The organism is Bradyrhizobium sp. CIR18, from assembly GCF_014198295.1.
Taxonomy (GTDB): Bacteria; Pseudomonadota; Alphaproteobacteria; order Rhizobiales; family Xanthobacteraceae; genus Bradyrhizobium.
Genome location: NZ_JACIHF010000005.1, coordinates 66345 through 79892 on the forward strand (window position 1 = coordinate 66345; position 13548 = coordinate 79892).

Genomic DNA, 13548 nt, shown 5'->3' on the forward strand with positions numbered 1-13548 from the left:
AAAGTACGGGGTTAATCACGCCCGATTCCTGCTAGTGACCTTCACCGCCGGCTCATGTAAAGATCGTTCACATGAGCTGGCGCAAGGAGCAGCGCCGCGCCGAGCGCGGCTATCACCACGGCAATCTGAAGGAAGCCCTGTTGCAGGCCGCCCTGGGGCTGATCGCCGAGAAGGGCGCGGCCGGCTTCACCTTCGCCGATGCCGCACGCATGGCCGGCGTCAGCGCAGCGGCGCCCTATCGGCATTTCCGCGACCGTGACGAGCTGTTGTCCTCGATCGCCCAGCGCGGCTTCGAGCAGTTCGAGCAGCGCCTGGCCGCGGCCTGGGACGACGGACGCCCCGACACGGTCACCGCGTTCGAGCGCGTCGGCAAAGCCTATCTTGCCTTCGCCCGTGAGGAGCCCGCGTTCTACAACGCGATGTTCGAATCGGGCGTGCCGGTCGATGCCAATCCCGAACTTCAGGCCGCCAGCGAACGCGCCTTCAACATCATTCGCGCGGCAGCCGAGCGGCTCGCGGCGCTGACGCCGCCGGGTACGCCACGGCCGCCGGCGATGATGATGGCGCTGCACATCTGGTCGATGGCGCACGGCGTGGCTTCGCTGTTCTCCCGTGGCGACGCCGCGCGACGAAAACTGCCGATGTCGCCGGACGAGCTGCTCGAGGCCGAGGTGCTGATCTATCTGCGCGGCCTCGGCTTCCCGACCGACCGTCGTCCTGCGGGCAAGGGCGCCGAGCCGCCGCCGGTGCCCCCGGAGGTGCCCTCCGGTTCAGGCGTGCCGCCCGGCGGCACTCCAGGTGGTCCTTGGGGCAAGCCGAAATAAAATTACCCAAATGATCACGCGGGCGTGTCTGGCGGCCAGCTTGACAAAATCGCGGGATGGTCTAGCTATGTAAATGTTATTTACATTCACAACGGCGCTGTGCCGTGATGGAGATGGGAAATGGCCTACACCGCTGACGTTAATCGCTGGCGCGGCCCTTCGGACCAATACCAACAGTACGAACGTCCCCGCATGCTCGATACGCCCTGGCATCCCGGCTGGATCGCCGTGACCATCCTCGGCTTCATCATCTGGTGGCCGATCGGACTTGCCCTTCTCTTTTTCACACTCGGGAGCAGAAGAATGTCGTGCTGGAGCCACCAAGATCGCTGGCAGAACAAGATGGAAAAGATGCAGTACAAGATGGACCGCATGCGCGGCCGCATGGAGCGCCGCGGCTTCGGCTTCGGCTTCGGCCCCCCGTCCTCCGGCAACCGCGCCTTCGACGAGTACCGCACCGAGACGCTGCAGCGGCTCGAGGAGGAGCAGGTCGAGTTCAAGAACTTCCTCGACCGTCTGCGTCACGCCAAGGACAAGGAAGAGTTCGACCAGTTCATGGCGCAGCACAAGACGCGTCCGACCCCGCCGCCGACCGACCAGCAGCAGGGCTGACATTCAAGGCTGACTGACACCTCTCAAAGCCTTCAGGCGCATGCCCCCAAAGTCCTGATGGCCCCGAGCCGCCCGTCTGCGCAACCCGCAGGCGGGCGGTTTGGTTTTTGGGTTCAATCTCTCTCGCGCGCGCGAGAGAGAGCAGGCGTTGGCCGGTTTCGGCCGCCATCATTGTTCGCATTGCTCGTCGTGCCGGGCCTAGCCCTGTCGCGAGATGCGGGTTGCAATTGATGGCAGCGGCAACTGGCAGTCACTAAACCGGACGTTGCTGCAAAATGCCGCCCGACTGGGGCAATGCGGCCTGTCCCGAAATCGAATCTCCTCTTGCAACCAAAGGGTGCTGTGCATAGTCTAAGTACGTTTTCACTCGATGATATTTGGCTGAATATTTATTAGGGAGTATTTTCGTGCGGATCGTAACGATCGTTCGGAAGGTAGCCCCTCGCTGCTATCCCAATTACCTCAAGGCTTTTGAAGACGGCGACGAAATCTTCGACCGCTTCAAGATCAACACGCCGCTTCGCATCGCGCACTTCCTCGCTCAGGCGCTATATGAAACCGGCCGCGGTACCGTTCTGTTCGAGAGCCTCAAGTACAAAACCACGGCGCGCCTTCTCGAGATTTTCGGCATCGGCCATCATAGCGCGGCCATCCGGCCCGACGAGGTCGATCAATATCTCAACAATGATCGTGCCTTGGCCGAGCGCGTCTATGGATTGGGTAATCCGAAGAAGGCGAAGGAGCTCGGCAATACCAAGCAAGGAGACGGATACAAATATCGCGGCGGCGGCCTGTTGCAGACGACGGGCGGCGCCAACTACCTGCGCATGGGCAAGCTCGCAGGCGTGGACTTCTACAATAATCCGGATCTGATTGTCTCACCCGAAGCGGCTCTGCTTCCCGCCCTGCACGAATGGAATGAGGGAGGCCTGAACGCGTATGCGGATCGGAACGACATCCGTACGATCACGCGGCTCATCAACGGTGGCTACAACGGCCTGAGCGGACGCACGGAGCTCTTCGATATCGTGTGGAGCGCAGTAGGCAAGAGCGGCGCGAACCAGGTGGCCTGGAAAGCCGCAACCACGTCGGATGAAACGCGCGAGCTTCAGGAGGCCCTGAACGATCTCGGGGCTGAGCCGGCGCTTGTCGTGGATGGACGATATGGTCCCGCCACGGCGCAGGCGGTCGAGTGGTTTCAAAACCACGCCAAGATCCCGGTCGATGGAAATGCAGGCGTGGTGACGCAGGCGGCGTTGAATCTCCGCCTGAATTCCCGGACGGCTTCAGAGCGCCCCTAAGAGCGTGCCGCCTTTTGCCGCGCGAAGTTCGCCGGAGCTTCGCGAATAGATGTCTCGATTATTGAGGGCCGAATTTTAGCAAGTTCATTGCGCAGAAGGAATTGAGCATGACCGACGGCGAAAAGATGCTGAAGCTGGCCGAGTCCCGCATCGGCGAGAAATACGTCAATGTCTGCGTTCCCAAGAACAACAAGAACTGGCACGGTCCATGGGACTGCGCGGAGTTCATGTCCTGGCTAGTGTATCAGGTCGGTGGAATCCTGTACGGATGCGTCGACGACAACGGCAATCCTGCGACGGTCGAAGCCTATACGGGCGCCTGGAAGAGCGATTCACAAAAACTCGGAAAGCGCGTGCCGTGGCGGCAGGCAGCTTCAACGGTGGGCGGCATTCTTCTCCGCTATCCGCCCGGACCGGGCATGATGGGGCACATCGTCGTTTGTGACGGCGAGGGCGGCACCGTGGAGGCGATGGGCACCGCTTATGGCGTTCGTCGCGGCAAGGTGTCGGGCCGGAATTGGGATACCGGCGTCTTGCTGCCGAACTTTACGTATGGGGCGGCGGGTGGAGCACTCGACCTGGCTGAGCCGAGCCAGCTGTATGCGCTTGGGCAGCCGAACATGAAGGCGTCCGTCATTCGAGACATTCAACGCGCTTTGAAAGAGCTGGGATTCAATCCGGGGCCGATCGACGGTGAATACAATGACCTGACGGTGGCGGCGGTCGCAGCGTTTCAGGCGACCAAAGGACTCATTGTCGACGGACAGGTAGGACCGCAGACGGCAAAACGGTTGAAGATCGAACTCTAGGGATCGGCGGGATTCTCTCACCTGCCGCGCGCGCGACGGAAGCGTCCCGGCGCCATGACGCGCGCCGGGCTGCATCGCATGACCGCCGGCTTCAGCGCGCGGTGGCGAGCTGCGCGTGAACCGAAGCCAGGAAGTGTTCGTAGGCGTGATCCACGATCTCGTTGAGCGATCGCGTTCGTGCGAACATCGCCTTGGCCTCGGCGAGAAACTCCTCGCGGGTCGGTATCTTCGGTAGATGCAGGTGTGTCAGCGCATCGACGCCGTCATGCGCACGATTGAGGATGTCGTGCAGCGTCGGCAGCTGCAGCTGGGTCGGGTCGGCGCGGTGCAGCGCCGAAGAGATCGCATGGGCAAGCTTCGGCGCGTCGAACCGCCCGGCAAGCTCGCGGGCGGCCCGATTGATGACGCGGGCGCCGAGCGGCTGCTCGTTGCGCAGCACCTGTTCGGGCGGCGCCTTCATGTTCCAGACGATTCCGAACCAGGACAACACCTTCAGCACGTAATAGGTGACGTCGATCTCCCACCAGCGAAAACCCTGCCGCACGCTGCTCTGATAGGCGTGGTGATTGTTGTGCCAGCCCTCGCCCATAGTGAGCAGCGCCAGCAGCCAGTTGTTGCGGGAATCATCGCCCGTCACGTAGCGCTTGCGTCCGTGCACATGGGCCAGCGAGTTGATGCAGAAGGTCGCGTGATAGACCAGCACCGTGCTCCACAGGAAACCGACGATCAGACCCGACCACCCCGCCGCCATGAAGCAGAGCGCTGCAAGCACGAAGGCCGGCAGCAGCTCCAGCCGATGCAGCCACATCAGCTCGGGAAAGACCGTGAGATCGCCGACTTTCACGAGATCAGTCCCATCGTGCTCCCGGTAAAAGATCCAGCCGAGATGGCTGTACAGGAAACCGCGCTGCCGCGGCGAATGCACATCCAGTTCGGTGTCGGAATGCAGATGATGATGCCGGTGCTTGGCCGCCCACCACAACACGCTCTTCTGCGCGGTGCTTTGCGCAAGGCAGGCCAGGATGAACTGAAACACGCGGCCGGTGGCGAAAGCCCGATGCGAGAAATAGCGGTGATACCCCGCCCCGATCGCAAACATCCGCACGACATACAGCGCCCCACAGATCGCGACGGCCTGCCACGTGACGCCTGACCAGATCGCCGCAAAGCAACCGAGATGGACCAGCACGAACGGTATGGCGGAGGGGTACATGACGTCGTCGTGGTGGTCGTCGGCGGGCGCGTTGGGCAACATGTTTCAGCGTGACCTCAGGTAACGGGGATCCGGGATTTTGCATCGGCAGCATTGAGGGCTGCCGGGTACGAAAAACCCGCGGGTGGCGGACCACCGCGGGGCTTGAGCGAGCTGCTTTGCGTGATCATCCCGGCCAAAGCAGCGTCGGCCGAAAATTCGACTGACTATATGGTCGCGGATGGCTGGCATGCAAGCTCGTAGCCCCACGGGGAGCTGCGGCATGGTGCTCAGGTAGTCATTGCGGCCGCCGCGTGGCGCGCGGGTTGCCCGCAGCCTATATTCGACACGTGAAGGAAGCACCAAAGCACCGGAGGCGGCCTTGATGGCAGCTGCGACCGCAACGAATGATCGCCTCTGGCAGAATATACGCGCGGAGGCGCAGCGTGCGTGCGCATCCGATCCCGTCTTCGGCAAGTCGCTTGCCGATGCGGTGCTGGCGCATGATAGTCTTGGCTCTGGCCGATCTGATCGGGCGCAGGCTTGGCGGCAACGCCGCCGAACAGGCACGCTTCACGGCCTTTTCTATCGACGCCTTTCGTGGCGCGCCGGAATTGATCGAAGCGGCCGGCCGCGACTTGCAGGCGATCGTGCTCCGCGATCCCGCCGTCGCCGGCCTGTTGCCGCCGCTGCTGCATTTCAAGGGCTATTTGGCGCTCCAAGCCTGGCGCGTCTCGCACCGGCTCTGGCGTCATGACCAGCGCGACGCGGCGCTGCTGTTGCAGAACGAGGCCTCGAACGTCCTGCAGGTCAGCATTCATCCCGCCGCGACCCTTGGATCGTCGGTGTATCTCGACCACGCCACCGGGATCGTGATCGGCGCCAATGTGGTGATCGGCGACGAGGTCACCATCCTTCAGAACGTCAGCATCGGGCGCCATGGCGACTTGCCGATGCGCTCGCCGCGTATCGGCCGCGGCGTCTTCATCGGCTCCGGCGCGACCATCCTCGGCGACATCGAGGTCGGCGATTTCGCCAAGATCGGCGCCGGGACGGTCGTGATCAGTGACGTGCCCGCCGGCTGCACGGCAATCGGCAATCCCGCGCGTCTGACCAACTGCCCCGAACCCGCTTCCGCGGCCTGACTCACCGAGAGCGCGACGTTCCAATCCATGCGCCCGCGCAAAAAGACAGGCGCCTTAGAACCGAATCGCGATGAGGCCCGACCAAGCCCCGACGGCGCCTTTTCGCCTGCGCCGACGGGTACGACCATGACCACTATTGTATGCAAGGAGACCAGGCAGCGCATCGCGCTGCTTGCGCGTGCCTCGGACCTGTTCGAACGGTTCGGATGCTTGCTGCCGGTCGCGATCGCGTTCCTCAATGGTTGGCCGACCGAGGTCAAGACCTATCAGGAGTTCGTGGAAAGCGGTGCGTGGCACGTCTTTCTCAGCGGCGCCCTCTATCAGCTTGCCGCCTTCGCGCTTGGGCGCGCTGTTTCGTTTGCGGAAGCGGGGCTGGACCCATGATCCTGCTCCGCGACTTTGCGCTCTTTGTTCTGCCCGTGCTGATCGCGGCAGGCGGCTGGCTCTATGTGCTCAGCCTGCGCCGGCGAGCTCGCCCGTAACGCGATCGCTGGTTTCAGGCGGCGCGACGATGGCTCTCGCCGCCATGCTGGGGCGTGATCGGCTCCGAGCTGGTCTGGCCCGGCGCATCCAGCACCGCGACGTGATGACGGTAGACCATCTCCCAGCCCTTCCATCCCGTGAACAGCAGGATGCCGACCACGATCAGGGAGAGCACCACGCCCCACGGCTTGATCGCAGCCTCGGCGCCTTGGGCGTAGCGCAGGTAGAAATTGATCAGGGCCAGCACGACCGCCCCGAGATTGCCGACCATGTGGTACCAGGCATCGTTGAGGCGGCGGATGCGGGGCTCGCTGAAGAAGTCCGTAAAGCCGGCCACGGCCGCGACGAGCGCCATGACGATGCCAGCCCCGATCAGCCACATCGCGGCTCTGGCCCAGAAATTGTCGCCGGTTCCGATGAAGGCGAGATCGGCGATGGGCGCGCCGACCAGACATGCGACCGGGAACGGGATGAGCATGGGGTGGAGCGGGTGATCGCCGATCGCGGCGGTCGTCTTGGGGTTGATGGTCATGGCAGGACCTCGCGGAAAGTGATTTTTGGGACAATTTTTCGGGCGAGGGCTGGTTCCTCCGGACCAGGTGTCCGGACCCAAGCCGATCCAACTGCCTGCGCGGCCTACCTTTCCGGCAGCCAAATTTGCCTGCGGTAACCTCGCATTAACCAACGCCGGGCTCTGGTAAGGGCGGACAGTCGCGCCCAAAGCCCGAAGCCGAGACCCGTCAAGGCCCGGGGCCAAAGGCCCATAGTTTTGACATCTTGGCAGGGAATGCAGACGGCCGGCTTTGGACGAGCCCCTGCACCCAGAAAGACAAGGCTTTGAGCGGGCTTGCCGGCCGCGCCGGTTCTAGCGCGGCCATTGGGGAACCGGCAGCCATTTGCTGGCCGGCACATCGGGTAACGATCGCCTTGAGAGGATACTGCTTATGAATCCGGCCGACGTGGCTCAGTCAGCCCTTCCGGTTGCCGCTTCCGCGGACGTGTCGCTGATCGCGCTGTTCTGGCAGGCTCACTGGATCGTGAAAGCGGTGATGCTGGGACTTCTGTCCTGCTCGGTCTGGGTCTGGGCGATCGCCATCGACAAGATCTTCCTGTTTGCCCGTACCCGCCGCTCGATGGACCGTTTCGAGCAGGCCTTCTGGTCCGGCGAATCGATCGAGGAGCTCTATCGCACCCTCTCGGCCAAGCCGACGCATTCCATGGCGGCCTGTTTCGTCGCCGCGATGCGCGAGTGGAAGCGCTCGTTCGAGAACCAGGCCCGCTCGGTCGCGGGATTGCAGATGCGCATCGACAAGGTGATGAACGTCTCGATCGCGCGCGAGGTCGAACGGCTGGAACGCCGGCTGCTGGTGCTCGCGACCGTCGGCTCCGCCGGCCCCTTCGTCGGCCTGTTCGGCACCGTCTGGGGCATCATGTCGAGCTTCCAGTCGATCGCGGCGTCGAAAAATACCTCTCTGGCGGTCGTCGCCCCCGGTATTGCGGAAGCGCTGTTTGCGACCGCGGTCGGCCTTATCGCCGCCATTCCTGCCACTATTTTCTACAATAAGTTCACCTCCGAGGTGAACCGGCAGGCCCAGCGGCTCGAGGGCTTCGCTGATGAATTTTCCGCCATCCTGTCGCGTCAGATCGACGAGCGGGGCTGACGGACGGCATGTATAGTGTGAAGGGCAATTTGGGCACGCGATCATGGCGATGAACGTTGCGAGTTCGTCCGGAGGCGGCGGGCGCCGTGGCCGACGCAAGCCCGTCGTGGCCGAGATCAACGTCACGCCGATGGTCGACGTGATGCTGGTGCTGCTCATCATTTTCATGGTGTCGGCGCCGATGCTGACGGTCGGCGTGCCGCTCGACCTGCCGCAGACCCAGGCCAAGAGCCTCGAAAACAACGACCAGAAGCCGATCCAGATGTCGATCGACATCAAGGGCAAGGTGTTCATCAACGACGCCGAGATCGCGATCAACGAGCTGGTGCCCAAGCTGAAGGCGATCACCGACGCGCGCGGCGGGCTCGAGGAGCGCATCTATCTGCGTGCCGACAAGAAGGCGGATTACGGCACGGTGGCCAGGGTGATGGGCCAGTTGTCCGGCGCCGGATTCAAGAAGCTCGCCCTCGTCACGGAAGCGGATCAGGGATAGGCCGGTGAAGGTGAACGTCGACAAGACACTTGTTGCGTCGATTGCCCTGCATGTCCTCGTGCTGGGATGGGGCCTCGTCACCTTTAGCAGCAAGGCCTACGTCGCGCCGGAAGAGTCGCTCCCGATCGACATCATCTCCACCGATCAGCTCGCGAAGATGATGGCCGGGCAGAAGACCGGCAAGAAGGAAGAGCCCAAGCCCAAGGTCGAGAAGATCGCCGAGCCCAAGCCGGAGGAAGACGCCGTCGGCAAGGTCACCGAGAAGAAAGAGCTGATCAAGACCAATTCGCAGCCAGAGCCGCCGCCGAAGCCGGTCGAGAAGCCGGTGGAAAAGAAGCCCGAGCCGCCGAAGCCCGTCGCCGAGGCGAAGCCGAAGGAAGAGCCGAAGCCGCAGGAAAAGAAGCCTGATCCGGCCAAGGAAGATCCGATCGCCGAGCTGCAGAAGAAGCTGGAGACCAAGAAGCCGCCGCCCAAGCCCGTGGAGCAGAAGGTCGCGGCGGTGCAGCCGCAGCAGCAGCCGAAGCCCAAGGAGCGCAGCTTCGATCCCGCGCAGATCCAGCGCGACCTCGACAAGCGCGCCGCGACCCGGCACGAGCTCACGGGAACGGCGCTGAACGCGTCGGCCTCGCTGGGATCGGCGACCGGGACTGCTGCCAACAACGTTGCGACATGGCGCGGTGCGTTCCAGGGCGCGGTCAAGCGCTGCTTCACGCCGACCTATAACGGGCAGGATGCCGACCAGTACGAAGCCGACATCGACATTCCCATGAAGATCGACGGATCGCTGGCGTCCGAGCCCATCGTGGTCGCGGTGAGGGGACCGTCGCGGTCGATCGCCCAGGCGGTGGCGGAGAGCGCCAAGCGCGCCATCGTGCAGTGCCAGGTCTACTCGTTCATGCCGAAGCAGCAGTACGAGAGCTGGAAGCTCATTCCGATGACTTTCGGCCTGAAAGATATGTTGTGACATCCGAACAAAAGAATTTTGCAATGAATGACGTCCGATCGATGAACCGCCGCCGCTTCATGACCCTGACCGGATCGACGCTCGCGATGCTCGGGGGCGGACGTGCCTTCGCTCAAGGCCAGGACGGCCGCATCCGCATCGACCCCAATGCATTTCAGCCGATTCCGATCGCGATCACCGGCTTCGTGCCGGGCTCGCCGTCCGACGGCGACGTCGGCAACGGCGTCACGCAGGTCATCACCAACAATCTCAAGCGTTCGGGCCTGTTCGCGCCGATCGACCAGGCCGCCTTCATCGAGCGCATCAGCAACATCGACGTCGCGCCGCAATTCCAGAACTGGAAGACCCTCAACGCGCAGGCCCTCGTCACCGGCCGCATGACGCGGCAGTCAGACGGACGGCTGAAGGCCGAATTCCGTTTGTGGGACGTGGTCTCCGGCCAGCAGCTTGCCGGGCAGCAATATTTCACCTCGCCGGAATATTGGCGCCGCATCGCCCACATCATCTCCGACCAGATCTACGAGCGGATGACCGGCGAGAAAGGCTATTTCGACAGCCGCGTAGTGTTCGTGGACGAAAGCGGTCCGAAGGAGCGCCGCGTCAAGCGGCTCGCGATGATGGACCAGGACGGTGCCAATGTGCGCTACCTGACCCGCGGCTCCGACCTCGTGCTGACGCCGCGCTTCTCGCCGAACTCGCAAGAGATCACCTATATGGAGTTCGGCCAGGGCGATCCGAAGGTCTATCTGTTCAACATCGAGACCGGCCAGCGCGAGATCGTCGGCAACTTCCCGGGCATGACCTTTGCGCCGCGCTTCTCGCCGGACGGCCAGCGCGTCATCATGAGCTTGCAGCAGGGCGGCAATTCCAATTTGTTCGTGATGGATCTGCGCTCGCGCTCGACCACGCGCCTCACCGACACGCCGGCGATCGACACGTCTCCGTCTTACTCGCCGGATGGCACCCGCATCTGCTTCGAGTCCGATCGCGGCGGCAGGTCGCAGATCTACGTGATGGCGGCGGGCGGAGGACAGGCGCAGCGCATCTCCTTCTCCAAGGACGATACCAACGCCAGCTACTCGACCCCGGTGTGGTCGCCGAAGGGCGATTACATCGCCTTCACCAGGCAGGGCGGCGGACAGTTCTCGATCGGCGTCATGAAGCCGGACGGCTCCGGCGAGCGGCTGCTCACCTCGGGCTTCCACAACGAAGGGCCGACCTTCTCGCCGAACGGCCGGGTGCTGATGTTCTTCCGCGATCCCGGCGGTAGTGGCGGGCCGTCGCTGTACAGCGTCGACATCTCTGGCCGCAACGAGCTCAAGGTGCCGACGCCGGGCTTCGCCTCCGACCCCGCATGGTCGCCGCTGCTGTCCTCGACGGCGGGCTGACAAGAGAACGCTAAAACATCGCGCGTTCAGACGCGCGATGTTGTCGAAAAACGCGCCGATTTTTTCGACTTCTCGGCGCCAAGCAAACTTTCCTTCACCTTGTGCCCGGCAAGGCTTGCCTAGTTGCTTGATATTTAAGCGGAAATCGGTTCGCTGATACCGAAAAACAACTCGACTTTAACGATGTTCCCTCAGAAAGACTTCATCTGGGCTGGGTAAGACTACGCGCCAAACAGGACGCGTAACAAGCCAATGCAACTGGCCGACCAGAAGCAGAGTGATCGAGACGAGCTGGAGCCGATACTCTACGCCGCTCTCATCAACTCCATGGTGCAGAATTTCTGGGCGATCTTCTTCGGCTCGGCCTCCGCGGCCGTGGCCGCGGTGATGACTGCGTTGAAGACGGGCGATGTCTGGCTGTGGCCGCTCGCGTTTCTGCTGATCGCTATCGGCACCGCGCGCGCGTTCCAGATGCGCGGATATGAAAACCGCACCCAGGTGCTGTCATTCGAAGAGGCCAAGCACCTGGAGCCGCGTTACTGGATCGGCGCGCTGAGTTATGCAGCGGTGCTCGGTGTGTGGGCCTTCGTCGTCATCTACAACAACAACGATCCGGTCGCCGACATGCTCTGTGTCGCCATCGGCATCGGCTACACCGCGGGCGGCGCCGCCCGCAATTACGGGCAGCCCCGGGTGATCCAGTGGCACGTCGCACTGGCCTGCGGTCCGATGTCGCTCGCCCTGCTGCTGCACGGCGGCTTCTACCACATCGGTCTTGCCATCCTGCTGGTGTTCTTCTTCATCGGGCTGAAGAACATCAACCTCAGCCTGCATGCGATCTTCGTCAAGGCGCTGACCTCGAGCTTCCGCGAATCCGCGCTGGCGAGCCAGTTCGACACCGCGCTCAACAACATGCCGCACGGCCTGTGCATGTTCCGCGCCGACGGCCGCCTTGCGGTGATGAACCATCGTTTCGGCGAGCTGATGGCCTTGCCCGAGGACCTCGTCAAGCGCGGCGCCACCGCCGCCGATATCGCGGCGGCCTGCGTTTCCGCCGGGTCGATCTCGGCGGAGAGCGGCGATCAGATCCTGGCCGAGATCGAGCATGCGCGGATCTGCGAGATCGTCACCGCGGATCCGGATTCCTCGCGCGGCCGCACCCTGGCCTGGACGTTCCAGCCGATGACCGGCGGCGGCACGGTGCTGCTGCTGGAAGACATCACCGAACGCACCAATGCGGAAGCCCGCATCAGCCATCTCGCCCGTTATGACGAGCTCACCGCGCTGCCCAACCGTGTCAGCTTCCACGACGAGATCGAGCGGCTGCTGAAGAATTCGCATCATGCCGAGCGGCTGTCCGCGCTGCTCTTCGTCGACCTCGACCAGTTCAAGCAGGTCAACGACACGCTCGGTCATCCCTGCGGCGACCAGCTGCTGTGCGCCGTCGCCAACCGTCTGCGCGAGATGCTGCGCCCCGAAGATTTCGTCGCCCGTTTCGGCGGCGACGAATTCGTCGTGTTCCAGCAGAACATCTCCTCGCCCGAGGACGCCGCCGCGCTGGCCCGCCGCATCGTCGAGCGGCTGAGCGAGCGCTACCGCATCGACAATCATTTGGTCGAGATCGGCGCCAGCGTCGGCATCGCGCTGACCTCGCCGGGCGATGCCAGTGCCGATACGCTGCTCAAGAATGCCGACATGGCGCTGTACCGCGCCAAGGCCGACGGCCGCGGCACCTTCTGCTTCTTCCGCGACGAGATGGCGGCGACCGTCGAGGCCCGCCGCATCCTCGAGCTCGACCTGCGCAAGGCGCTCGCCAACGAGGAATTCGAGCTGTTCTACCAGCCGCTGGTCAATCTGAAGTCCGGCAAGATCACCACCTGCGAGGCGCTGCTGCGCTGGAATCATCCGGTGCGCGGCACGGTCTCGCCGATCGACATCATCCCGGTCGCCGAGGACATGGGCCTGATCGTCGATCTCGGCCGCTGGATCCTGCGCCGCGCCTGCATGGAATGCATGAAGTGGCCGGAGGGCGTCAGCGTCGCCGTCAACTTCTCGCCGCAGCAATTCCACCAGCGCGACGTGCTGAGCGAAATCCGTTACGCACTGGAGGTGTCGGGCCTGCCGGCGCATCGGCTGGAGATCGAGATCACCGAGTCCTCCCTGCTGCGCAACACCCAGCTGACCCACGACATCCTGTCGCAATTGCATGCGCTCGGCGTGCGCATTTCGCTCGACGATTTCGGCACCGGCTATTCCAGCCTCAGCTATCTGCACAATTTCCCGATGCAGAAGGTGAAGATCGACCGATCCTTCCTCGAAGGCATCGACACCGACCGCCCGCTGACGCTGCTGCGCGGCGTGGCGCGGCTGTCCGCCGATCTCGGCATGGCCGTCGTGGTCGAAGGCATCGAGACCAATGAGCAGCTCGATCTGATCAGCGCCGACGGCACCGTCTCCGAGGCGCAAGGCTATTTGTTCAGCCGTCCGGTGCCCGCCGTGCGGATGCGCCAGCTGCTCAACGCCTCGCATGGACGGCGCGGCGAAGGCCAGCTCCACGTCGCCAGCTCGCGCTCCTTCGCTTAAGTCCGTTTCTCAAAACGTCCCAACATTTCAGGCTGTTGCAGGGTACCGTAGTGCTACGGTGGTTAACCCTAACCGTTCGATTGCTTTGCATAC

General features: G+C 63.3%; 12 protein-coding genes and 1 pseudogene. 11 read left to right on the forward strand and 2 right to left on the reverse strand.

Translation table 11 applies throughout. The features are described from left to right. Positions 1-71 precede the first annotated feature (71 nt). The 4 genes from GGD65_RS18385 (at position 72) to GGD65_RS18400 (ending at position 3546) form a co-directional block, all read left to right on the forward strand. Entirely contained in the window at positions 72-824 is a 753-nt protein-coding gene (locus GGD65_RS18385; RefSeq protein WP_183236182.1) for a TetR/AcrR family transcriptional regulator, read from the forward strand. A gap of 120 nt (positions 825-944) precedes the next feature. Next, positions 945-1436 carry a DUF2852 domain-containing protein gene (locus tag GGD65_RS18390; protein WP_018317763.1) on the forward strand — a complete coding sequence of 164 codons (492 nt, stop codon included), beginning with the start codon at positions 945-947 and terminating at the stop codon, positions 1434-1436. A 407-nt stretch (positions 1437-1843) separates the two neighbouring features. Beyond that, positions 1844-2737 (forward strand): peptidoglycan-binding protein, encoded by an 894-nt coding sequence (locus tag GGD65_RS40970; RefSeq protein ID WP_183236183.1) that lies wholly within the window; start codon positions 1844-1846, stop codon positions 2735-2737. A gap of 107 nt (positions 2738-2844) precedes the next feature. After that, complete coding sequence (locus GGD65_RS18400) at positions 2845-3546, forward strand: peptidoglycan-binding protein (RefSeq protein WP_018317765.1); 702 nt, start codon at positions 2845-2847, stop codon at positions 3544-3546. 91 nt (positions 3547-3637) lie between these two features. Here the strand turns inward: GGD65_RS18400 and GGD65_RS18405 are convergent, their stop codons facing one another. After that, positions 3638-4801, reverse strand: coding sequence for an acyl-CoA desaturase (locus GGD65_RS18405; protein WP_018317766.1), 1164 nt, complete (start codon positions 4799-4801; stop codon positions 3638-3640). Between the two features lie 322 nt (positions 4802-5123). Between GGD65_RS18405 and GGD65_RS18410 the strand changes: the two are divergent. Together GGD65_RS18410 and GGD65_RS18415 are read left to right on the forward strand one after the other, a co-directional pair. After that, positions 5124-5883 (forward strand): annotated as a pseudogene (locus GGD65_RS18410) (serine acetyltransferase). Between the two features lie 126 nt (positions 5884-6009). Next, positions 6010-6267: a hypothetical protein gene (locus GGD65_RS18415; protein ID WP_018317768.1), complete on the forward strand. Its 258-nt coding sequence runs from the start codon at positions 6010-6012 to the stop codon at positions 6265-6267. A gap of 112 nt (positions 6268-6379) precedes the next feature. Here the strand turns inward: GGD65_RS18415 and GGD65_RS18420 are convergent, their stop codons facing one another. After that, a complete protein-coding gene (locus GGD65_RS18420; protein WP_183231684.1) occupies positions 6380-6898 on the reverse strand; it encodes a DUF2231 domain-containing protein in 519 nt (172 codons plus the stop codon). A gap of 412 nt (positions 6899-7310) precedes the next feature. Between GGD65_RS18420 and tolQ the strand changes: the two genes are divergently transcribed. From tolQ to GGD65_RS18445, 5 genes are all read left to right on the forward strand, one after another. Next, positions 7311-8027 (forward strand): protein TolQ, encoded by a 717-nt coding sequence (tolQ, locus tag GGD65_RS18425; protein ID WP_018317771.1) that lies wholly within the window; start codon positions 7311-7313, stop codon positions 8025-8027. Between the two features lie 43 nt (positions 8028-8070). Next, positions 8071-8520 (forward strand): protein TolR, encoded by a 450-nt coding sequence (gene tolR, locus GGD65_RS18430; protein WP_018317772.1) that lies wholly within the window; start codon positions 8071-8073, stop codon positions 8518-8520. Between the two features lie 4 nt (positions 8521-8524). Further along, positions 8525-9484, forward strand: a complete 960-nt coding sequence (locus GGD65_RS18435) for a protein TolA (RefSeq protein ID WP_179739004.1) — start codon at positions 8525-8527, stop codon at positions 9482-9484. A gap of 41 nt (positions 9485-9525) precedes the next feature. Further along, positions 9526-10872, forward strand: coding sequence for a Tol-Pal system beta propeller repeat protein TolB (gene tolB / locus GGD65_RS18440; protein ID WP_177237051.1), 1347 nt, complete (start codon positions 9526-9528; stop codon positions 10870-10872). 252 nt (positions 10873-11124) lie between these two features. Next, positions 11125-13455 (forward strand): bifunctional diguanylate cyclase/phosphodiesterase, encoded by a 2331-nt coding sequence (locus tag GGD65_RS18445; RefSeq protein WP_018317775.1) that lies wholly within the window; start codon positions 11125-11127, stop codon positions 13453-13455. Positions 13456-13548 lie beyond the last annotated feature (93 nt).

Coding starts and splice junctions, on each gene's coding strand:
- GGD65_RS18385 (WP_183236182.1), top strand. CDS start 72: ATGAGCTGGCGCAAGGAGCAGCGCCGCGCCGAGCGCGGCTATCACCAC.
- GGD65_RS18390 (WP_018317763.1), top strand. CDS start 945: ATGGCCTACACCGCTGACGTTAATCGCTGGCGCGGCCCTTCGGACCAA.
- GGD65_RS18400 (WP_018317765.1), top strand. CDS start 2,845: ATGACCGACGGCGAAAAGATGCTGAAGCTGGCCGAGTCCCGCATCGGC.
- GGD65_RS18405 (WP_018317766.1), bottom strand. CDS start 4,801: ATGTTGCCCAACGCGCCCGCCGACGACCACCACGACGACGTCATGTAC.
- GGD65_RS18415 (WP_018317768.1), top strand. CDS start 6,010: ATGACCACTATTGTATGCAAGGAGACCAGGCAGCGCATCGCGCTGCTT.
- GGD65_RS18420 (WP_183231684.1), bottom strand. CDS start 6,898: ATGACCATCAACCCCAAGACGACCGCCGCGATCGGCGATCACCCGCTC.
- tolQ (WP_018317771.1), top strand. CDS start 7,311: ATGAATCCGGCCGACGTGGCTCAGTCAGCCCTTCCGGTTGCCGCTTCC.
- tolR (WP_018317772.1), top strand. CDS start 8,071: ATGGCGATGAACGTTGCGAGTTCGTCCGGAGGCGGCGGGCGCCGTGGC.
- tolB (WP_177237051.1), top strand. CDS start 9,526: ATGAACCGCCGCCGCTTCATGACCCTGACCGGATCGACGCTCGCGATG.
- GGD65_RS18445 (WP_018317775.1), top strand. CDS start 11,125: ATGCAACTGGCCGACCAGAAGCAGAGTGATCGAGACGAGCTGGAGCCG.